The following is a 22164-nucleotide window of genomic DNA, read 5'->3' on the forward strand; positions in this document are numbered from 1 at the left end:
CTTAAAGAAAATGGAATCCAACAATCGATGTCTAGAAGAGGTAATTGTTGGGATAATGCACCACAAGAATCATTCTTTGCGATATTAAAAACAGAAATGGATTTAAAGAAGTATAGGACTTATGAGGAAATGGCTTTTGCGATAACTGATTATATCAATTACTATAATTACGATCGACCACAGAAACGACTTCATAAGAAGACTCCTTATGAAGTTGATCAGTATCTGACAGATAAAACATTGGTGAAATATCTGCCTGTGATTGTTCCTCAATCAATCATTTATTTATAGTAAAAGCAGATGATTTTTATTCACCTGCTTCATATCTTTTATTCTTGTGTCCTTTACAAGGGGTATAGTTTACTTATCATCTTTTTTTATTTCTTGTAGAATCGCATCAATTTTACGACTCTTAGTTAGTGTTTCATCAAGTTTAAATAGTAGTTCAGGAACTTTGCGAATTGTAAGTTTCTTTGCAAGTTCAGAGCGTATAAAACCTTTACCATGATTTAATGCTTTAATTCCTGCTTCATTTCTTTCTTGTTTACCAAGGAACGAAACATAGATTGTTGCATAAGAGTAATCATTTGTAACTTGAACATCCGTGATTGTAACAAATCCAATATTTGGATCTTTAAGAGAGAACTGAATAATTTCAGAGACTTCCTTAAAAATAATTTGGTTTAAGCGTTCTTGTTTAATACTCATTAGACTTGTTTAACTTCTTGGTCTTGATATGCTTCTACAATATCTCCTTCTTTAATATCATTAAAGTTTTCGATTGTAATACCACATTCGTATCCACTTGATACTTCTTTCGCATCATTTTGGAAACGTTTCAATGAACCAAGTACTCCTGTATAAACAACAATACCATCACGAATTAAACGAACACCACAGTCACGAACAATCTTACCATCGTTTACCATACATCCGGCAATCGTTCCTACTTTAGAAACTTTGAATGTTTGACGTACAACAGCTTGACCAACAATAACTTCTTCAAATACTGGAGCAAGCATACCCTTCATTGCAAGTTCCATTTCTTCTACTGCTTTGTAAATAATATTATGAAGACGGATTTGAACACCTTCATCTTCCGCTTTCTTTCTTACATTAGCATCTGGTCTAACATTGAATCCATAAATTACTGCTTTTGATGCACTCGCAAGCATAACATCAGATTCAGAAATAGCACCTGCTTGAGATCGAATTACGTTTACACGTATTCCAGATACTTCGATTTTTTCTAACGATGCTTTTACAGCTTCGGCAGTACCTTGAACATCTGATTTAACAATAACAGGAATTTCTTGAACATCTCCAGCTTCAATTTGAGCAGCCAAATCATCAAGTGACATTGCTGAAGATGATTTACGTTCTTGTTCAATTTTAACTTGAGAACGACGTTCTGCCACAGCACGTGCACCTTTTTCAGTCGCAAATGCTTTAAACATATCTCCTGCAACTGGTACATCATTCAAACCAATAATTTCAACTGGAGTTGATGGAGCAGCTTCTTTAATTTCACGTCCACGATCATCAGTCATTTTACGTACACGTCCAAAACATGCACCTACAACAATTGGATCTCCTGCTTTAAGTGTACCGTTTTGTACTAGTAGTGTTGTAACTGGACCTCTACCTTTATCAAGTTTAGCTTCAATTACTGTACCTGTAGCTAAACGCTTTGGATTTGCTTTAAAATCTCTTACTTCAGAGACAACCAAGATTGTTTCTAAAATATCCTTAATACCTTCTCCTGCTTTAGCGCTACACTTAACAAAAATTGTTTCGCCACCCCATTCTTCAGGCATTAATCCAAGTTCTGACATTTCATTCATTACTCGATCTGGATTAGCATCTGGCTTATCCATTTTATTTACTGCAACAATGATTGGTACATCCGCAGCTTTCGCATGGTCTACTGCTTCTCTAGTTTGAGGCATTACACCATCATCTGCAGCCACAACAATAATACATAAATCAGTTACTTTTGCTCCACGAGCTCTCATCGCAGTGAAAGCTTCATGTCCTGGAGTATCCAAGAATGTTAATTTCTTATTGTGTACAACAACTTGATAAGCACCAATATGTTGTGTTATTCCACCAAACTCACCTTCAACAACACGTGTTTTACGGATTGAATCAAGTAATGTTGTTTTACCATGGTCAACATGTCCCATAATCGTAATGATTGGTGGTCTTTCTTCAAGAAGTTTTGGATCATCAACTTCATTATCTTCAAGACTATCTTCATCAACGATTTCTTCTTTCGTACATTCTATTCCAAATTCTATACAGATTAATTGTACAGTTTCATCATCTAGAGAAGAATTAATTGTTACCATCTTTGAAAGCATAAATAATAATTTAATAAGTTCACTTGCTGATTTATTAATTTTTTGTGCTAATTCTCCAACAGTAATTCCTTCTGTATATGAAATTTCTGTAATAACCACATCATTCTTCGGAATAAATGTTTTTGGTTGTTTGTTGTTATTTGTATTTCTTCTTTTATTTCTAGTTACTTGTTTAGCCATCATTCCACCTCATTTCAAACAATTCAGTATTGCTTTAGCAAATCCATCATCACAAATGGCAACAAATGAAATCTCTGCTCTACCAATTGCGTAGGCTAGATCTATGCTACGCATACTTCTAACTACCTCAACTTGATAAAAATTACATTTATCAAGGACTTTCTTTTGTGTATTCAATGAACAATCATCAGCTAACAAGACCAATTTTGCATCTTTCTTTTGAATTGCTTTAATCGCAGAATCACCTATGACTACTTTTCTTGCTCGATTAGCAAGACCCAAGTAACCTGCAATTTTACTATCCACGTACTACCTCCATGATTTTTTCATAGACTTCATCTGGAATCGTGCATTCAAGTGCTTTAGCAAGTGAACCCTTTTTCTTGGCTAACTCAACAGCAGCTTCATCTTTTTTAAGATATGCGCCTCTTCCATTTAATTTACCAGTAGTATCGACCTCAATCGTTCCCTCTGGCGTACGTACGATTCTCAACAATTCTTTTTTAGGACATTGTTCTTGCGTTGCTACACATTTTCTCATTGGAATCTTTTTCATAACTCACCAAATGATATTAATCTTCATCGTAGTATTCTTCAAATTCATCGTAATCAATTTCGTTATTGTAAGCTTCAAGTGCTTCTTTTTCCTCACGCATACGAATTTCTTCCAATTCCTCTTCTGAATATACTGGTTTAATATCATAATCTTTATCTTTCTTAATATCAATTGAACGTAATTTACGTTCTTCTTCATCTTTTTTCTTACGTTTCTTAAAGTCAGGTTTTTCAACTTTAGGTTTTGAAGTATCAGCAAGTTTTTCAAATACGCTGACATAATCTGTTCTAACCTTAGGTTCTTTCTTAACTTTTTTCACTACTTTTTCAACTGGTGCTTCTGGTTTTGGTTCAACCTTCTTCACTTCTTGTACAGGCTCAACGGTTTCTGTAACAACTACTGTTTCCACAACTGCCTCTTCAATTTCTTCAGTTGTTTCAACAATAACTTCAGTTTCTTCTTCATGTAATTCTTCTTTTTCTTCAATTGCTTCAATTTCGAATTCTTCTTCCATTTCAGCAATCGCTTTAGAAGCTAGTTCACGTTTAATCTTTTCTTGTTCAACTTCATAATCAAACATTAACTTATCAAAATCAACACCTTGTTCAATTAATTCTTCTTTTGTCTTGATATCAATTTTCATATTTGTCAGTTTAACAGCAAGTCTTGCATTCTTACCTTTTTTACCAATAGCCAATGATAATTGACTATTATCTACGATTACCATTAATGAACGTTTTTCATCAGTAGGTACCACTGCAATAACTTCTGCTGGAGCAAGTGCATTCTTTACAAGTTCCGTTGTATTTTCACTCCATTCAAAGATATCAATTTTTTCTCCATTTAGTTCATCACTAATTTCTTGAACACGTTGTCCACGAGGTCCAATACATGCTCCACGAGGATCAACATCTGGATTCTTAGAATAAACAGCCATCTTCGTTCTTTCACCAGCTTCTCTGGCAATACCACGAATTTCAACAATTCCTTGATAAATTTCAGGTACTTCTTTCTCAAACAAACGTTTTACAAGTTTTGCATCAGCACGTGATACTAAGACTTGTGAACCTTTTGTATCTTTATTGCATTCTGTAATAACTACACGAATCTTTTGTCCCTCTTGGTAACGTTCACCAGGGATTTGAGCACCTTTAGGCATTAACGCAATTGTTTTACCTAAATTTACAAGAATAAACTTTTCTTCAACTGATTCAATGATACCCAATACCATTTCATCTAATAGATCAATATATTCATCATACACTGCTTGTTTTTCAGCTTCTCTAATTTTTTGTTTCATTACGTTCTTTGCAAGTAATGCAGCAGCACGTCCTAACTCATTAATTGATACTTCTTTTTCAATAAACCCACCTAATTCAATTTCAGGATTAAGTTCTTTTGCATCAACTAATGAAATTTCTAATTCTTCATCTTCTACATCTGTTACAACTAGGTATTGTTGATAAACTGTGATTTTTCCTGTTGCATCACTAATATCAACACGTACTAAGATATCTGGGATATCCACATGTTTACGATACGCTTTAGCTAAAGCTTCTTTTAAAGCATCTTTAACTACTTCTTTTGAGATTTTACGATCATCTTCAATTAATTGCATCGCTTTTAATAAATCCTTAAAATTCATTTTTTCTTTCTCCTTACTTGAATTTTATAATTTAACCGCTAAGCGGCAGAATTCTATTTCATCTTGTTCAAAAGTTACTTCGCGAGTTAGTGCTTTATCACGATAATTCATCGTAATAATGCCCTCATCGACCTTCAATAAATCACCTGTAATTTCCAACATTTTCTTTACTGGATGTTTTACACGCACATAAATGTGCTGTCCAATTAAGCTACTTAATTCACTTAAATCTTTAACTTCTCTTTCTGCTCCTGGTGAGCATACTTCCAAGAAGTATTCATCCATGTTAGGAAATGCTTCATCCATCACGCTTGATAGTTTTTCAGAAACATTGGCACAAGTATCAATGTCCATTGTTCCATCACTCTTCATAATCGCAATTTGTAAAATACGCATTTTCTTTTCATTAAGCCATTTCACATCATACAATTTGACATCAAATAAACTTAATTCTGGTAAAATTAGTTCTTTAATTTTGTCGATTTGATCCATAAATTCTCCTTTAAACAACAATGAAGGAGTGGTTCTTCACCACTCCTCTAGTTCTTTTACGTATTTATCATACCATTTTTCAATCAAATTGCAAGGAATTTCCTTCCATTATACCGTTAAAACAAAGACATTTGATTCTTATCTTGCAATCCATCTATCGCACCAAGTACTTCAAGTTTACGAAGAAGTGTTGTCGATAACTGTGTTCTAGAGATTAAATCTTCTTTCGAAATAAATTCTCCTTTTTGTCTTGCTAAAACAATAGATTTCGCCACGTTTTCACCAAGTCCATCAATCGTGGTAAATGGTGGAAGTATCGTTTTAACATCACCAGGCTCAACCGTAAATTCAGTCGCAAGCGATTTGTATAAATCAATCTTACCAATCTTATACCCTCTTGCATAAAGTTCTAAACAAACTTCTAATGTATTGTAGATGTCGTTTTCTTTTTTCGTTACTAATTTTGCAGTTTCATAGTCATTACGACGATTTCTGATTTCTTCAAGTCGAGACTTAATTGCCGCAATACCCTTTGTCATTGTTTCAATTTCATACGCATCGCAACGCAATGAGAAATAAGAAATATAGTACCAATGTGGATAATGAACCTTAAACCATGCAATACGAACAGCCATAATAACATAGGCTACAGCATGCGCTTTAGGGAACATATATTTAATTTTTTTACAACTATCAATGTACCAAGCTGGTACATCGTGCTCTTCCATAGCTTTAACCCATTCATCGGTTAATCCTTTACCTTTACGAACACTTTCCATAATTGTAAATGCTGTCTTAGGTTCGAGTTTCTTATGCAACAAATATGTCATAATATCATCACGACATCCAATAACTTCTTGCAAAGTAATTCCTGAATCAACTAAATCAGCAGCATTGTTTAACCAAACATCAGTACCATGAGATAGTCCTGAAATAATAATCAAGTCACTGAAGTTCTTTGGTTTCGTTGCTTCCAACATACCACGAACAAAACTAGTGCCAAACTCAGGTAACCCCATTGCTCCTGTTTTTTCACTGAATTCTCTTATATCCGCTTTAAGTGCATCTGCACTTGAGAATAAACTCATTGTTTCTGGATCATTCATTGGGATTGTTCTTGGATCGATTCCCGAAATATTTTGAAGTAGTCGCATCGCTGTTGGATCAACATGTCCCAATATATCAAATTTTAATACATTATCATGAATATCATGGAAATCGAAGTGTGTTGTCTTCCATGTTGAGTTTGGATCATTTGCAGGAAATTGTACTGGTGTAAAATCAGTGACATCCATATCGTGAGGAATAACAATAATTCCTCCCGGGTGCTGTCCGGTAGTACGCTTAACACCTGTACACCCTATCGCAAGTCTTTCCTTTTGAACCTTGCGCATATTTTCAATACCCATTTCTTCACTATATCCTGTAACATAACCAAACGCTGTTTTATCAGCTACTGTACCAATCGTCCCTGCACGGAATACATGATCTTCTCCAAATACTTCTTTAGTAAATAAGTGCGCCTTTTCTTGATATTCTCCTGAGAAGTTTAAATCAATATCGGGAACTTTATCTCCTTCAAAGCCAAGGAAAGTTTCAAAAGGTATGTTTTGTCCATTGCCTCGCATCATCTCACCACAATGTGGACATGGTTTATCTGGTAAGTCAAATCCACTTGCAACACTATCATCTTCTACAAATTCAGAATACTGACATTTTGTACATATATAATGGGGAGCTAATGGATTAACCTCTGTTATTCCACTCATCGTTGCAACAAATGATGAACCTACTGATCCTCGAGATCCAACTAAATAACCATCATCATTACTTCTTTTTACGAGTAAATGTGAAATGTAATAAATCACACCGAAACCATTACCTATGATACTGTCTAACTCTCGTTCTAATCGCTTCTCAACAATCTCTGGTAACACTTCTCCATACATTTTGTGCGCAGTATCAAAACAAATTTCTCTTAATTTAGTATCACTACCTTCAATTGTAGGTGTAAATAAACCATCTGGAACAGGTTGTGTTTTTTCAATCATATCCGCAATTCTATTTGTATTCTCAACAACAATTTCACTTACCAAACTTGGATTCTCTAACCATTCAAAAGATTCCAGCATTTCCGAAGTCGTTCTAAAATGTTGTTCTGGATTAATGGTATTACGACGAATTTTTTCATTGTAAATAAACAATGGATGTCGAACACCACCAATACCTTGCGTTTGAATATAAATATCACGATAAATCTTTTCTTCAGGATCACAATAATGCACATCTCCTGTAACAACAACGAGTTTATTTAATTTCTTCGCTGTTTCAATAATTCTTTTTACAATCTCTTTCAAGCGATTCATATTTGGAACTGAGTGCATCGCAAGTAAATGAGAATAGTTAGCTAAAGGTTGTATTTCAATGTAATCATAAAAAGAAATTGCTTTCTCTAAATCTTCTTGACTCTTATTGCTAGCACATTCAAAAACCTCTCCATTAAGACAAGCTGAACCAATTAAAATATTCTCTCTTAATTCATTGATTCTATTTCTAAAAATACGTGGTTCTGCTAAGAATTCACTACCATTAGATTTACTATTTGCATTACCAAACACTGCAATTGTTTCCGTATTCGATATCGTAACCAATTGATAAATTGTTTTAATTCCTTTTTGATTCTTCGCAAGCACACAAATATGACTATTTCTTACTTTTGCAAATGATTGTGGACTTTGTAACGCTTGTAATCCAGCAACTGTTGTAGCGCCTAATTCTTTAGCTTGATGCATCATTGCTAAAAATACATCTGCTAAAACATTAGCATCATAATCTGCACGGTGTGCTACTTCTTCATCATAAGATATACGATAAGCTCTAGCAATATTACCTAAACGATAAGTTCTTCTTTCACTTAATATTGCACGAGCAAAATCCAACGTATCAATGATTGGATTGGTAAGCGGTTCCCTACCTATACGTTTTAATTCTTCATTCATAAATCCAATATCAAAGGTTGCATTATGGGCAACTAAAACACGATCTTTAATCCAATCCAATATCTCATCAACCGCTTCTTCAAATGTCTTTGCATCTTTAACCATTTCATCCGTAATATTTGTTTTCTCTTGAATAAATGGTGGTATGGATACAGGCGGCTTGATAAACAACTGTTTATGTTCCACCACAGTTTGGTTTTTAATTAATACACCCCCAAACTCAATGACATGATCAAAAAACGAAGATAGTCCCGTTGTTTCTAAGTCAAAACATATGTATTCACTTTGCAATAAATCTATGTCTTGTGGATTCTTTACAATCTTTAGTTCAGGTTCTACAAGATTCATTTCAACACCATAGATCATCTTGAACTTTGCATCTGGATTCTTTTTTAATATTTTCGAAACAGCTGCTTGCGCTTTCGGGAACGCTTGTACAGCCATGTGATCTGTGATTGCAATTGCATTATGTCCCCATTTGTATGCTTGATTTACATACTCTGCAATCTCACATACACCATCCATTTCAGACATGATGGTATGCGTATGCAATTCAACACGTTTCTCTGTTGCATTATCACTACGTGAAGGTTTCTCAATCTTTTCAATTTCATTGGGTTTACATACTAATTCTTTTTCATATGAATCATAAATAATTGACCCATATACTCTTACTGTATCCCATTCATTAATTTCTTTCATTTTTTCAAGCGGTAATCGATTGTTCTCGAATCGTTTGATTACAATTGCATCAGTTTCATCACTTAGATAAATGGTTTGAATTGTATTGCCAGTTCGTGTTGTTTGATACACAACTTTAAACACAGTTGCATCAAATTGAATGTTGTCACATTCGTTAACAGCATCTTTCAATTTGATCACAATATAATTCTCTTTTTTAACACGCTTTGTTGCATATTTTTGTGGTTCACTTTTCTTTTGAATTTCATTTGTAGGTGATGCATTGCTTAAAGGAACAACAACATCTTCAATCTTAACAACCAATTCTCTTGATGATAATGTAATCAACTCTTCTTTAAAACCTACCGTATTTAAGAAATTAACTAAGTTCACTTCTTGTAAGGTTGCTTTTTCTACATCATCTTCTGTTGCAAAAAGTATTTGTATACCATCATCAGTATAAGATGGCATCCCTTCTTTAAAGATTGCATTGGCTTGTGAAAATGTAGCAAAATACCAAACATATTTTTGAAGTTCCTGAATATTTTGTTCATATGTTGTGACTTCTACATGAATCGTGCATTTTTTGCACATCGTAGCACAAAAATATTGATTCAATGCTTTATATAAATCAAAAGGTAAAATATGATTCAATTGAATTGTAATGAATAAATGCTCAGTTTTACGATAAAATTTAACATTCAAAACCACAGCTTCTTCAAAATAAGATTTTAGCTTTGGATTTATATCAATATTATGGATTAGTTCGCATAATTGTATTTGTTTCATGACTCCACTCCTAACTGGTATATCATACCATTTTTTTAACTATTTTATAAGCCAAAGAAGAACAATATTTCAGAGCATTTTAAGCACAATAAAACCTAGTTGTAACTAGGTTTATTATAAATCTCTTCCAAACAAGTAACTTCCACCACCTGCTTTTTTTACTTTATACATTGCTTGATCTGCTTTTAATAATAATTCTTCTGCCGTTTTTCCATCAGTAGGATAGCAAGCAATTCCTACACTTACATTGCATTTTGCTTCAACAGTTTTTAGTTTCCACGGTTTATCAAATTTCTCATGAATTTTACCAATCATTACGCATAACTCATCTTCAGAGATATTTCCATCAATAATTGCAACAAACTCATCACCGCCATTACGATAGATTGCATTTTTAAGTACGTCTATACTTTTGAAAAAATCCCCTAAGCTGATTAAGAATTCATCTCCAATATCATGACCATAGGTATCATTAATCATTTTGAACCCATCAATATCAAAGAAAAGTAGATAGCCTGTTATAGCAGTATTTACTTGATTAATTCTTCGGTCACACTCGGTAACAAGCATCCTACGGTTAGGAAGTCCTGTAAGAGAGTCATAGTTTGCAAGATATTCAATGAGTGCTTCATTTTTCTTATTATCCGTAATATCTGCACTACTTACAACATGGGCAAGTCGTCCATCAATCCAACGAAACGCTGCACTAAAGACTCTAAACCATGATCCATCTAATTCTCTTTGATAATCCCAAGTATATACTTTTGTCGGATCACCATTTTCATCAATTAGATTCTTTTGTGGGCAAAATTCACATTGGCCACTTTTACTTGGAAATAGTACTTCCCAACATTTTCTATTCTCAAATTTATCTTGACCACCATAAGGTTTAGCCATTGATTGATTCACGTACAAAATTTCATGTGTATAGAAATCATTCACATAGATATCAATACCTGTGTTATCAATTATACTTTCCAGTGCTTTTCTAGAATTTATTAATTGATTGTCATACATTCTTGGCATGATATATTTTAATAACATCGATCCACAAAGACCAAGAATTTGTCTATCCTCTACAGGTTCATCCCCTTCAACAAATAGCACTAGTTCTCCAATTCGTTTATCGATGATATGAGGCACAAAAAACAATTTTGATGTTTTAAATATTCCAAGTAATTCATCTTGATTTTCATCATCTAATTTACTAACGGTATAGATTATTGATGATTCATGATGAATTTTTTCTTCAAACAAGTGAAGTGATAGTTTCTTTTCTACATTATCCCATGGCGAAATAAATTCTTTTAATTCCAAGAACCCATACCGGTTTGTTTCATAGACATACGCTTGCTTAAACGCAAAGGTTTTAGCAATTAAATCCAAAGCATTCTGGACTGTTGTTGTCGCTGCGTTAGTATCAACTAATAAGTTTGATAATAACATGACTAAATTATAGTTATCAACATTCATCACAATCTTCTCCCCAACAATTAAATTTAATGAATTTAAAATCAAAGCTCAATTCTATTATTTAACAAAGTTACCAAATATTCCTCTTACAAATGTTCTAACCACTTCTCCACCTACAACATTTATTGTAGTATCTTTTACACGATCTGCAGTACTTTTCTTTCTTGAATAAGATGATCGAGGTAATGCTGCTTTCGCTATTCGAACCAATCCACTTTCTAGTTCGCGTTCAAGTTTTGTATTCGTTTTCTTTGACGATTTACTTTCTTTTGTTGATTCTTTTGATTCCAACTGTTTTTTCAATTTCTCATTTTCTTCTTTTAAAGCTTCTGCTTCATTTTCTTTTGCTAACGCCTCTGCTTTACCAACAAGAACTTCATATGCTGACTCACGATCTATCATCGTTTCATACTTTGCATTCATTTCACACTTTGCAAGTACAGCTTGCCACTCCTCATCACTTGCAGCTCCCATAAAACTTTGAGGAGGTAAGATAAATGTTCTCTCTACAGGTGTTGGTCTACCTGCCTCATCCAAGAATGAGACAAGTGCTTCTCCTGTTCCAAGTTCAAGTAGTGCACTTTTTGTATCCACCTCTGGATTAGCACAAAAACTATCTGCAACAGCTTTAATAGCTTTTTGTTCTTTCGGTGTATACGCATGCAAGCCATGTTGAATTCGATTTCCCAATTGTGCTAATACATCTTCACTAATGTCTGTTGGTTTTTGTGTAACAAAAAATACACCAACACCCTTAGATCGAATCAAGCGCACAATTTGCTCTACTTTTTGTAATAATTCTTTTGAGGCATTATCAAACAAAAGATGTGCTTCATCAAAATAGAAAATCATCTTTGGCTTATCAACATCTCCAATTTCCGGCAATATTTCATATAATTCAGACAATAGCCAAAGTAAAAATGTTGTATATAAAGCAGGGTTTTGAAATAGTTTAACACTATTTAAGATATTAATATACCCTTTTCCTGTTTTATCTATTCGCATCCAGTCTTTTAAATCAAGGGCAGGTTCTCCAAAAAATAAATCTCCTCCTTGTTGTTCAAGTTGGATAACACCACGAGTAATAGCCCCAACAGTCGATGATGCAATATTACCATATTCAGTTCTTAATTCAGATGCATGTTCAGCCACATAATTAAGTATTGCTTTTAAGTCTTTCAAATCAAGTAATAATAACTTTTCATCATCTGCTACTTTAAAGATGACTTCCAATACTCCAGTTTGCGTATCATTCAAATTCATGGCATGTGCCAACAAAAGAGGTCCCATCTCTGAAACCGTAGTACGTACAGGTGTGCCTTTTTCTCCATAGATATCCCAAAAAGTTGTTGGATAACCAGCATAAGAATAATTCGTATTATTTAACCCAAATTTTTTGATTCTCTTTTGCATTGATTCGCTATCAACACCTGGAATACACATTCCCGTCAAATCACCTTTTACATCAGCCATGAAGACAGGAACACCCATATCACTAAATGATTCCGCCATAACTTTTAAAGTAATTGTTTTTCCTGTACCTGTTGCTCCCGCAATCAGACCATGACGATTTGCCATTATAGGTAGCAAATACTGTCTATTCTGATTCATCGACATCCAAATTTTTTCCTCAAAATACATATTATCTCTCCCTTTATGCTACTAATTACCCCTATTATACCCTCAAAACAAGATAAAAAGAACATGATTTCTCATGTTCTAGCCTAATAATTCTTTACAAATGCTCTCTGCCGCTTTTTTACCTGCACCCATAGCTAAAATAACGGTTGCTGCACCACTTACAGCATCTCCACCTGCATAAACCGATTGTACGGATGTCATTTGATCTTCATTAACAACAAAGCAACCTCTACGATTTACTTCTAACGACTTCTCAGCGTCCTTTAAAAGTGGATTACTTGATGTTCCTATTGCCATAATCACATAATCACAATCAAGATTAAATTCACTTCCCTCAATTACACTGACTCCACGTCTTCCCTTATCATCAGGTTCACCCAGTTCCATCTGAACACATGTCATTCCACTAACTTGACCTAAGTCATCCTTTATCATAGCGATTGGATTTGTTAAGAGTTTAAATTCAATTCCCTCTTCCATGGCATGTTCAATTTCTTCATGTCTTGCTGGCATTTCTTCTAAACTACGACGATAAACAAGTGTTACTCGATCACCCAAGCGACGTGCACAGCGTGCAGCGTCCATTGCTACATTTCCACCACCAACAACAACTGTATGTTTTGGTTTTGCAATTGGTGTATCATATTTTTCATCATACGCTTTCATTAAGTTACAACGAGTTAAATATTCATTAGCACTTACTACACCTACTGCATTTTCATTTGGAATATTCATAAAATTCGGCAAACCTGCACCAGTTCCAATAAACAGTGCTTTGAAGCCTTCATTCCACAAATCATCAAATGTAATCGTTCTACCCACTATCATATTTGTTTCAATTTTCACACGATAATCTTTGAGAGATTCAATTTCTTTTTGAACTATTGACTTAGGTAATCTAAATTCTGGAATACCATATGACAACACACCACCTGTTTGATGAAGTGCTTCAAATATTGTGACATCAAATCCAGCTTTAGCACAATCATTAGCACAAGATAATCCAGCTGGACCACTTCCAATAACGCCTACTTTGATTCCATTGGACTTAACCTCTTCTTTTGCTACTTTACCTTGTTCTGCAACATAGCGTTCTAGACGACCAATCGCAACTGCTTCTCCTTTTATACCACGTACACATTTTGCTTCACATTGACTCTCTTGTGGGCAAACACGTCCGCAAATACTTGGAAAATTATTTGTAATTTTAATTTCTCTTAATGCTTCATCTACTTGATCATTAACTAAGTATTGAATAAACTCTGGAATATGTACTCCCACAGGGCAACCTTCCATACATGGTTTATGTTTACAATTCAAACATCTTTGTGCTTCGTTAATTGCCATTTCATGGGTATAACCTAAAGCTACTTCTTCAAAGTTTTTGCTACGAAGGGTTGGATCTTGAAAAGGCATAGGTGTCTTTTCATTTTGCATATTTGCCATACTATTTCCCCTCCTTGCTTAAGCGACATTGATGTCCCTCTTCTTCTTTATACATACGATTTCTTTCTACTAAATTATTAAAATCGACAAGATGTCCATCAAAGTCTGGACCATCTACACAAGCAAATTTTGTTTTTCCATCAACCGTTACTCGACATCCACCACACATACCAGTACCATCTATCATGATTGGATTCAAGCTTACAATTGTTTTGATTTGCTTAGGACGAGTACACTCACAAATAGCTCTCATCATTGGAATTGGACCAATTGCGATAACAAGATCATATTTATTTTCTTCCATCATTTTATTTAAAGCGTCCGTTACAAATCCCTTGTTACCATTTGAACCATCATCTGTCATAATCATGCAATGATTTGCGATGACTTTCATCTCATTTTCTAAAATAATCATGTCTGTATTTCTAAAACCCGCAATCATATCTACTTTTACATGATTTTGTGATAAAAACTTTGCACTTGGATAAGCAATTGCTGTTCCAACACCACCACCTACAACACAAACATGTTTTGCATCTTCAAATTCAGTCGCTTTTCCCAAAGGTCCTACAATATCTTGAATGAAGTCACCTTCATTTAAATGACTAAGTTTAATTGTGCTAGCACCGATGGCTTGAACAATAATGGTTACACTTCCTTTATCTGCATTATAGTCAGCAATTGTCAAAGGAAGACGTTCACCAAATTCATCTACTCTTAAAATAATAAATTGTCCTGGTTGAACTTTTTTACTAATAGCCTTTGCTTCAATTTCATATAAATATACATCTGGATTCAATTGTTTTTTTGTTAATATTTTATACATAATTATACCCTCGCATTTCATAATTATACATGAAAGCGTTCTACTATCCAAGTAGCAATCTTGTTTTCTATATTACATTGTATAATATTAAGAAATAGTTCAATACCTCTCATTTTAAGTAGGAATGAACTCTTTTTCATGATAAAATAAGTTAGGTGATGAAATTGAAAGTACTTTGTGAAAAATGTAATAAAGATATGAATAAAGCGGTTGCTGAAGCTTTTGAAACTTACCAAGTAGGAAAAGTGAAATGCAAGACTTGTTCAAAAAGAAACACACGCTATATTAGTGAAAGTGATTTACTCATTTATTTTGCCTGCAGTTGCATACTCTATACTTTAGCTGTAATTGCGATTTACTTCTTATTTAACTTAATGACAACAATCTCTCCATTTATAGTTTATGGCATCATCATTCTTCTTTTTATTGGTATGTATTTTCTAACAAAAATGATATGTTACTACATCTATGAGAAAGCTCCTTTTAAATCTCAATGGAAAACCTTTGAATTCAAAGAAGATGTTGAAGGAATTAAGAAACGTCTTAAATGGCAATTTATTCTATTTCTTCTAGTTGCTCTAATGTTTGGTTCACAACCTGATTTAATTAATTACGCATTTTTATTGCTTATTACATTTACAATTTTAATTATAATAAAAGTTTATCTAAGTCTTAGAAATGAACGAAACACAGTTGAATCCAAGAAAAAAATATCTGCAGAGTAGATATTTTTTTATACTTCCATTTCTTTTTTTAAACTGTTTCTTGCCCAAAGAAAACTCAAGCAACACAAAATAATGAGCATACCCATTGTAAAGAAGATATCTTGTAAAACAATTTCTTGATGAAGCATGACAGAGCGAACTAAGTCAATGCTGTGTGTAAATGGATTCCATTGAACAATTACTCCAAGGATCCCTTTGATTTTATCAACTGGAAATAACGCTGAGCTTAAAAAGAAAATAGGCAAAACAATTGCATTCATCATTGTTTGATAAACCATGTCGTTGGGTAATTTTAAACTTAAGCTATAACCTAAACTAGCGATTAAAAAACTAGATAGAAACAAAACCAAAACGATCATCATAAAACTAGCAATCGTAAATGAAATCTTAACCCCTAAAAACAAACTTATAAAAGTGATTAGTACAACTTCAAAAAACGAACATAAAATTGCTTCAGTGACCTGTGCTAAAATCATTGTATCTCTAGAAACAGGAGCAATGAGCAAACGATTAAAACTCCCCTCTTGTTTCATTATATAATTCATAATGCCACAACTACAGGATGATGCAAAGCATACAAGGAACATTAATCCTGGTAAAATAAAAGATGTGTAATTAATACTCAAAGTTGATTTCATGGTACTTGATGCAACTGTGCTATATAAAATCAGCCAAAGAATGGGTTGTACGATTGTAAACAGAATCGTTAACCAATTGTGTACTCGCCATTTGATATTACGATAGAGCATTGAGAAAAATATCATATGTTAGCCTCCTCTAAAACTTGAATGAAGATGTCTTCTAATGAAGGTTTTACATATCCGATTGATTCAAATTGAATCTTCTCTTGTAATAAAACTTTTAAAAGTAAATCCATTATATCTTTATCATTTTGTATATAAATTGAAGAATCCTTTAAAATCAGTTTCCATTTTGGAAATTTATTGCACAGGTATTTTTCGATTTTTTTTATATTTATGTTTAATAAACACAACTCTATATAATTGATATCCAGTAATTTTGTCAATTTTTGCCTACTACCCCAAACAATATTTTTACCCTTCTTCATAATACATATGGAATCACTTAAAACTTCTGCTTCTTCTAAGTAATGTGTTGTAAGAAAAATAGTTGTTCCCAATTCACTTCTTATTTTCCTTACCATATCCCACATTGCATTGCGTGACTGAACATCCATGCCTACAGTAGGTTCATCTAAAAATAAAATCTTTGGATTCGACATTAAATTAAGTGCAATATCCAGTCTTCTTTTTACACCTCCCGAATAGGATGAAACAGGCAAGTTACGATACGATGATAAACCAAAAACAGTTATTAAACTTTCCATTCGTTTTATTGCTTCATCATTGGGAATAGAATAAAGTTTCCCTTGAAACAACATATTTTCTTCTAAAGACAAAAAGGTATCAATTGATGTTTGTTGAAAGACACACGCTATTTGCTTTCTTATTTTGTCCGCTTCTTTATTTAAATCTAATCCAAGCATCTTCACCGTACCACTTGTACTTTTTAAGTATGTCGTTAATATCTTTATTAGTGTAGATTTACCTGCACCATTTTCTCCTAAAAGTGTAAAAATATCTCCCTCTTTTACACATAAATCAAAACCATCCAATGCTTGAACACCATTTTTATATACCTTAGATAATTGATTAATTTCTATTGCGTACATAGATATCCTCAACCAAGAAGAAATTGAATTTCTGTTATGTATTTGGAAGGATTGCCTGGCAAGATCATTCCTGGTCCTTTTAGATAAATCTCTTTTGCTACACCCGTAACATTAACTTGGTTTTCTTTTACATATGCCATCAATTCCTCATATCCCTTTGATAAATTTGTATAAGGACCTACATATGTTGTCGCAATAACTTTTTCTCTTGGTAAGATTTTTACTTCTACTCCAGGTATACTTGGGTTCTCATCACTGGGTACACATATTTCCATTTCTACTTCTTCACTGTTAGCTATTTCTTTTAAATAATAGAAAATAGGTGCTCCACAGGATTTCCCTTTTATTGATTTAAATACTGTTGCTAAATGTTTGCTCGCCTTTTGTGGTAATCCTTTGTACTTCATGTAAACAACTCTTGTTCCTTCTACTTCTTTGATTTCAAACTTCATTTGTTATTCCTCCTGAACAAAAGAATACGACAATTATTTTTATTATTCCTCTTCTTTTTGGAATTATATAAAGAACTTATACCAAAATAAAAATAGACTCTTTAATAAAGTCTATTTCATGACAAAGTTATTAACAATAATGAACATACATTCTTGAAACTTCAAGTTCTCCATCACCTTGTACTCTACATAGAAATTTCCATTCATATCTTTCATAAAAAGAGGAATGATCTGTTACTAAATATAATGCTTCTATTTTTCTCTCCTTCATATCATTACAAACAAAATTCAATAATTTACCTGCGATACCCAGCCCACGATATTCAGTTTCAACATATAAAGCACATAAATTAGGTGTTAAGTCTTTCCTATTATGAAAGTCATTTTCAATTACTCCACAACCTGCAATAATTCGATTATTATGTTGCACAAAATACCATTGAGGAATCATGCTTTGTTTCGACAAACATAGCTCCATACTTTCTAAATAAGTCAAACAAGGTATATTCCATTTTTCATGAAACCAAGCAGCTAATTCTTCCTTGGTATTTGGATGATCAAGAAGTCTAAATATTTCTATTTTTTCAATCATTACTTAATTACTTTTTATTGGAAAAAGCATATAGTTTTTCCCACTCTTTGGATCAGTAAAGTCTTGTACAGCACCAACTAAGGTCAAACTATGTTGACTTAAGTATTCTATCATTTTAACAAATGTATCTTTTTCTTCACATTCAACCATTAAATATTCAAAGCTAGGAATAATCCATTTTGTCCATCCCTCTGGTGCGATTGCATCATCGACACATTCTACACCCGCAAGATAATATCCTTTTGAAAAATTCTCTTGCCAAGGCTGAAAGGACAAAGAAAAATCAGACATATTACCCCATACACCTACAAGATTCCCAAATTCATCTTTTTTCGCTAGATGTTGAACTTCATTAAAATGCGAATTTGCATCTTTCCATAAGTTTTGCACAAAACTTAGACCATCCAAAGTTGAACCTTGTTTTCCAATCGTTACGAAAGAATCTTTTTTATATTCATAAATTTTCATTCTTCATCTCCCTTATTTAATTTTAACCATAGTGCTGGGCGAACTCCACCACGACATCTGCCTTCATCCAGATTACCTTTAAAAATATTATTACCTTGAATTCCAATGTTACCATCAGTTCCAAATATATAAACTGCTTTAACTCCCACACGACCAGGTGTTCGAAGCCAATACCACCAACCCCAGTCTGTATGAATTAACTTTGCAAGACGCTTACTATTGTTCATGTCTTTTCTTTCAAACCAATATCTTTGATTCTTCCCTGGATTGAACAATTTAGAACTACTGTCCCCAAAGTATTTACAAGTTGCTTCTTCAAGACTCAATAAAAAAATATAGTCTTCAGTATCAACTCCACCTTTTGTTTTATACCAGTGATTGTCATCATTTTTATTAATAACAGGAATAATTCTCATTTTTTCTTCATTACTAAAACGATGGTAGAATTCAGTATTAAGATAATTTCTAAGTGAACAATCTGCCCATGTAATATCGATGTATTGATTATGATACGGTCTTTCTTCAATAACATCTTCTGTTATGATCAATGCTTTATCTTCTTGAAGTTCAAGTATTCGCCAGACATATTGACCAAATGAAACTTTCTCTCCTACATTCATTACAGATACTCTCATTATTTTATCTCACATTGATTTACCAAATCTAATTTATATTGTGTTGCACCATGATCTCTAAAAATATATGCTTGCGTAATATGCAAAGCTAAAATTACACAGTCCTGACTAGGTTCATAATTTGCTTGGTCATACCAATCTTTGAATGCTTCTCGTACCCTCAGTCTTATCTCAGCATTTTTAGGATCGAGTACCCACCCCAAATTTTCGCCATATCCAATTCCAGTAATTCCTTCAAATGCAACCGAAAAAGATATATTTTTATTTTGCTGAATTTGGATTATCTTATTTGATAAACCATATGTGGTAATATAAAAACACCTTTTTCATAATATGCATCTACCTCGCGCACACATGGACATGGTAATCCTTCGCCACTAAGAGTAGTCGAGATAGTCGCTACAGAAATTACATTATCTTTCCCATTACCACAACTTTTATTTATTAACTCTAATCCTTCATCATATCGATTCATCTTCTTATCCTCTTTCTAAATAAAATATAATCATCGTATCCACTGCATAACATATTCTTTTTCATTTGTATCATAATCAGTCAATTCATTTATCATAGTAAAATTCTGGTATTTGTAAAATTGGATTGCCTTTTCATTCTTTTGATATACATTCAGTACCAATTCATTTCTTATCATTTTTGAGTAATCTAACAATTGCTTGCCAAAACCTTTTGACTGCATTGTTGTTTCTACAAATATTCCTAATACATAGTTTTTATCTAAACCAATAAATCCACAAATCTTATTTTCTTCTTGTATCACAAAAACTTCAGCATTATAGAGAGCTTGTTGCACCTCGTCAAGTTTACTATACCAATAATTAGAAGATATAAAATTATGTGCAGTTATGTTTGTATCTAACCAGATTCGTGCAACTTCATCGATATCACTTATTTCTATTCTTCTAATCATTTGCTTGATCCTACACTATCCCTTTGTAAATCAAGTTGAACGAATTCAACCTTTTTCATGATGTTATCATTCTTTCTACCTGAGTAATTTCTAATAAATTAACTGTTTGAAATTTACCCTCATAAAACACAGCATAATTATTAAAGACACAAGGTACATTTTTTGCTTTCTTCAATGAATTTATATAGTTCAAAGAAAGTGGAATACGATTTTTTTGACAATAATCTTGAAGATTTTCAATTTTTTGTTTTATGAAAGGACATTGATCATCATAATAAATAGTTAATGCTTTATCCTTTATAATTTCTTTCTTTGCCTTAGCAGTAAATTTTGGTTTTGATTCATCAAACGATAGTGCCAATAACTCATAACCTGAATTAGTTGAATCAACAACCTCAAAGCCATATCGTTTTGCAAATTCTTGATTGGTAAGCCAGTGTTTTTGTTTTTTAGCACCTAGCAAACAAATACCAGATTTCTTTTTCTTCCTAGCATCCTTTATACAGTAATCCATTAAAGCTTTTCCATACCCATGTCCTTTGAATTCACCATCAACCCACAAACAATAAATATATAAATAATTATCTCCCTCAATTGGCACCCAAGCAGTTTCTAATGGTGCATATTCAATGAATGCTGTTGCTTTGGTATCTAGTTTTCTAAACACATGACCTTCTTGAATTCTTTGCTTTAACCATTTTCTTTTTGTTTCAACTCCTGGATGAGCTATCTTACTTCGAATAATGCAACAAAGATGTTGTTCATCAATATTCTCAGCTGTTAGATTAATGAAATTATCCATTATCATTTTCTCCTTCCCCTACACTTCATTTTAATTCTTTGCTAAATTTCTTCAAATCACTTTTCATATTCTCTGGTAAATTATGATATTCAATATCATCAATAGCTCCTTGTAGTGTATATAAATGAACTAAACAGATATTGCTATATTTCATTCTTAAATGAATAAAGGCATCTTTACTACCTATACATTTTAGTTTTTCTACTGAATCAATCCCAACTGACTCTAGTTTTTTTTTCATTTCCTTGCCTATATTTTTCATTGAAGTCAATGCTGTCATAGTCTCTTCTTTCTCAATACAATAGTAATTTATTTGATTATATCATTTATTATACAAAAGAAACATGACATCTCCTGTCATGTTTCTTTCAAATATTTTATTTCTAGAAGTCAAATAAATCAATAATGTGCGAATAACCATATTTTTCTAAGATTGCGATTAAATCATCCTTTAGTTTATTTCTTGTTAGGCCAATAGATATCAATTCTTTATCCGAGTAATTATTTAATTCATTAAAGAAGATCAAGCAAAGCTTAAGTTTACACTCATCTAACATGAATTCATTAATAAGTTGATTATATTGATTGCATTGAACTCGTTTTACAATCAAGTTTAATTCATCATTATGTACTTCATCTTCTTTTATTTCAGTTTCAATTTCTTTAATATCCTTATTGAACATAATACTCGCTAACATAGAACTTATTTGTTCAATCATTTTTAATAGATAATCATCTTTTAACATAGCATACTCTTTTCTATATCATTTAGTATACC

25 protein-coding genes are annotated in these 22164 nt (G+C 32.8%); 2 read left to right on the plus strand and 23 right to left on the minus strand.

The window, feature by feature from the left end; all coding sequences use genetic code 11:
• Window positions 1-291, plus strand: a 291-nt coding sequence (locus B5D14_RS10790) for an IS3 family transposase (RefSeq protein WP_143254433.1), incomplete at its 5' end; no start/stop codon positions are given.
• A 69-nt stretch (window positions 292-360) separates the two neighbouring features.
• Here the strand turns inward: B5D14_RS10790 and rbfA are convergent.
• The 11 genes from rbfA to B5D14_RS10845 all read right to left on the minus strand — a co-directional run bounded on the left by rbfA (window position 361) and on the right by B5D14_RS10845 (window position 15091).
• Window positions 361-708, minus strand: a complete 348-nt coding sequence (gene rbfA / locus B5D14_RS10795) for a 30S ribosome-binding factor RbfA (RefSeq protein WP_078712644.1) — start codon at window positions 706-708, stop codon at window positions 361-363.
• Window positions 708-2543 carry a translation initiation factor IF-2 gene (gene infB, locus B5D14_RS10800; RefSeq protein WP_078712645.1) on the minus strand — a complete coding sequence of 612 codons (1836 nt, stop codon included), beginning with the start codon at window positions 2541-2543 and terminating at the stop codon, window positions 708-710. Before infB ends, rbfA begins: the two co-directional genes overlap by 1 nt.
• A 9-nt stretch (window positions 2544-2552) precedes the next feature.
• A complete protein-coding gene (locus B5D14_RS10805) occupies window positions 2553-2849 on the minus strand; it encodes a L7Ae/L30e/S12e/Gadd45 family ribosomal protein (RefSeq protein WP_078712646.1) in 297 nt (98 codons plus the stop codon).
• Entirely contained in the window at window positions 2842-3099 is a 258-nt protein-coding gene (gene rnpM / locus B5D14_RS10810; protein ID WP_078712647.1) for an RNase P modulator RnpM, read from the minus strand. The genes B5D14_RS10805 and rnpM overlap by 8 nt, the downstream gene beginning before the upstream one ends.
• A 16-nt stretch (window positions 3100-3115) precedes the next feature.
• The gene (gene nusA, locus B5D14_RS10815) at window positions 3116-4744 is read right to left on the minus strand and encodes a transcription termination factor NusA (protein ID WP_078712648.1); all 1629 of its coding nucleotides are present in this window, start codon (window positions 4742-4744) and stop codon (window positions 3116-3118) included.
• Between the two features lie 24 nt (window positions 4745-4768).
• Window positions 4769-5236 (minus strand): ribosome maturation factor RimP, encoded by a 468-nt coding sequence (locus B5D14_RS10820; RefSeq protein WP_078712649.1) that lies wholly within the window; start codon window positions 5234-5236, stop codon window positions 4769-4771.
• A gap of 116 nt (window positions 5237-5352) precedes the next feature.
• Complete coding sequence (locus B5D14_RS10825; RefSeq protein ID WP_078712650.1) at window positions 5353-9705, minus strand: PolC-type DNA polymerase III; 4353 nt, start codon at window positions 9703-9705, stop codon at window positions 5353-5355.
• Between the two features lie 114 nt (window positions 9706-9819).
• Entirely contained in the window at window positions 9820-11178 is a 1359-nt protein-coding gene (locus B5D14_RS10830; protein WP_143254434.1) for a GGDEF domain-containing protein, read from the minus strand.
• 57 nt (window positions 11179-11235) lie between these two features.
• Window positions 11236-12819 (minus strand): helicase HerA-like domain-containing protein, encoded by a 1584-nt coding sequence (locus B5D14_RS10835; RefSeq protein ID WP_078712652.1) that lies wholly within the window; start codon window positions 12817-12819, stop codon window positions 11236-11238.
• A 78-nt stretch (window positions 12820-12897) separates the two neighbouring features.
• Window positions 12898-14265, minus strand: a complete 1368-nt coding sequence (gene gltA, locus B5D14_RS10840) for an NADPH-dependent glutamate synthase (protein ID WP_078712653.1) — start codon at window positions 14263-14265, stop codon at window positions 12898-12900.
• Between the two features lies 1 nt (window position 14266).
• Window positions 14267-15091 (minus strand): sulfide/dihydroorotate dehydrogenase-like FAD/NAD-binding protein, encoded by an 825-nt coding sequence (locus B5D14_RS10845; protein ID WP_078712654.1) that lies wholly within the window; start codon window positions 15089-15091, stop codon window positions 14267-14269.
• A gap of 164 nt (window positions 15092-15255) precedes the next feature.
• Between B5D14_RS10845 and B5D14_RS10850 the strand changes: the two genes are divergently transcribed.
• Window positions 15256-15816 (plus strand): hypothetical protein, encoded by a 561-nt coding sequence (locus B5D14_RS10850; protein ID WP_078712655.1) that lies wholly within the window; start codon window positions 15256-15258, stop codon window positions 15814-15816.
• Window positions 15817-15824: 8 nt separating this feature from the next.
• On the opposite strand, the gene B5D14_RS10855 is transcribed toward B5D14_RS10850, so the two are convergent.
• The 12 genes from B5D14_RS10855 to B5D14_RS10905 form a co-directional block, all read right to left on the minus strand.
• Window positions 15825-16580 (minus strand): ABC transporter permease, encoded by a 756-nt coding sequence (locus B5D14_RS10855; protein WP_078712656.1) that lies wholly within the window; start codon window positions 16578-16580, stop codon window positions 15825-15827.
• Window positions 16577-17509: an ABC transporter ATP-binding protein gene (locus tag B5D14_RS10860; protein WP_078712657.1), complete on the minus strand. Its 933-nt coding sequence runs from the start codon at window positions 17507-17509 to the stop codon at window positions 16577-16579. The genes B5D14_RS10855 and B5D14_RS10860 overlap by 4 nt, the downstream gene beginning before the upstream one ends.
• A gap of 8 nt (window positions 17510-17517) precedes the next feature.
• Window positions 17518-17961: a GyrI-like domain-containing protein gene (locus B5D14_RS10865; RefSeq protein WP_078712658.1), complete on the minus strand. Its 444-nt coding sequence runs from the start codon at window positions 17959-17961 to the stop codon at window positions 17518-17520.
• A 130-nt stretch (window positions 17962-18091) separates the two neighbouring features.
• Entirely contained in the window at window positions 18092-18553 is a 462-nt protein-coding gene (locus B5D14_RS10870) for a GNAT family N-acetyltransferase (protein WP_200804814.1), read from the minus strand.
• 3 nt (window positions 18554-18556) lie between these two features.
• A complete protein-coding gene (locus tag B5D14_RS10875) occupies window positions 18557-19021 on the minus strand; it encodes a GyrI-like domain-containing protein (RefSeq protein WP_078712659.1) in 465 nt (154 codons plus the stop codon).
• Complete coding sequence (locus B5D14_RS10880) at window positions 19018-19656, minus strand: DUF6273 domain-containing protein (RefSeq protein WP_143254436.1); 639 nt, start codon at window positions 19654-19656, stop codon at window positions 19018-19020. The genes B5D14_RS10875 and B5D14_RS10880 overlap by 4 nt, the downstream gene beginning before the upstream one ends.
• Window positions 19656-19859: a hypothetical protein gene (locus tag B5D14_RS12270; RefSeq protein WP_200804815.1), complete on the minus strand. Its 204-nt coding sequence runs from the start codon at window positions 19857-19859 to the stop codon at window positions 19656-19658. The genes B5D14_RS10880 and B5D14_RS12270 overlap by 1 nt, the downstream gene beginning before the upstream one ends.
• 77 nt (window positions 19860-19936) lie before the next feature.
• Complete coding sequence (locus B5D14_RS12275; protein ID WP_200804816.1) at window positions 19937-20131, minus strand: hypothetical protein; 195 nt, start codon at window positions 20129-20131, stop codon at window positions 19937-19939.
• 30 nt (window positions 20132-20161) lie between these two features.
• Entirely contained in the window at window positions 20162-20584 is a 423-nt protein-coding gene (locus tag B5D14_RS10890; protein ID WP_078712660.1) for a GNAT family N-acetyltransferase, read from the minus strand.
• 55 nt (window positions 20585-20639) lie between these two features.
• Complete coding sequence (locus B5D14_RS10895; protein WP_078712661.1) at window positions 20640-21386, minus strand: GNAT family N-acetyltransferase; 747 nt, start codon at window positions 21384-21386, stop codon at window positions 20640-20642.
• Between the two features lie 25 nt (window positions 21387-21411).
• Window positions 21412-21666 carry a TfoX/Sxy family DNA transformation protein gene (locus tag B5D14_RS10900; protein ID WP_078712662.1) on the minus strand — a complete coding sequence of 85 codons (255 nt, stop codon included), beginning with the start codon at window positions 21664-21666 and terminating at the stop codon, window positions 21412-21414.
• A gap of 103 nt (window positions 21667-21769) precedes the next feature.
• Window positions 21770-22132: a DUF6483 family protein gene (locus tag B5D14_RS10905; protein ID WP_078712663.1), complete on the minus strand. Its 363-nt coding sequence runs from the start codon at window positions 22130-22132 to the stop codon at window positions 21770-21772.
• Window positions 22133-22164 lie beyond the last annotated feature (32 nt).

Origin of the sequence: Anaerorhabdus furcosa, from assembly GCF_900167375.1 — a bacterium.
GTDB lineage: Bacteria > Bacillota_I > Bacilli_A > Erysipelotrichales > Erysipelotrichaceae > Anaerorhabdus > Anaerorhabdus furcosa.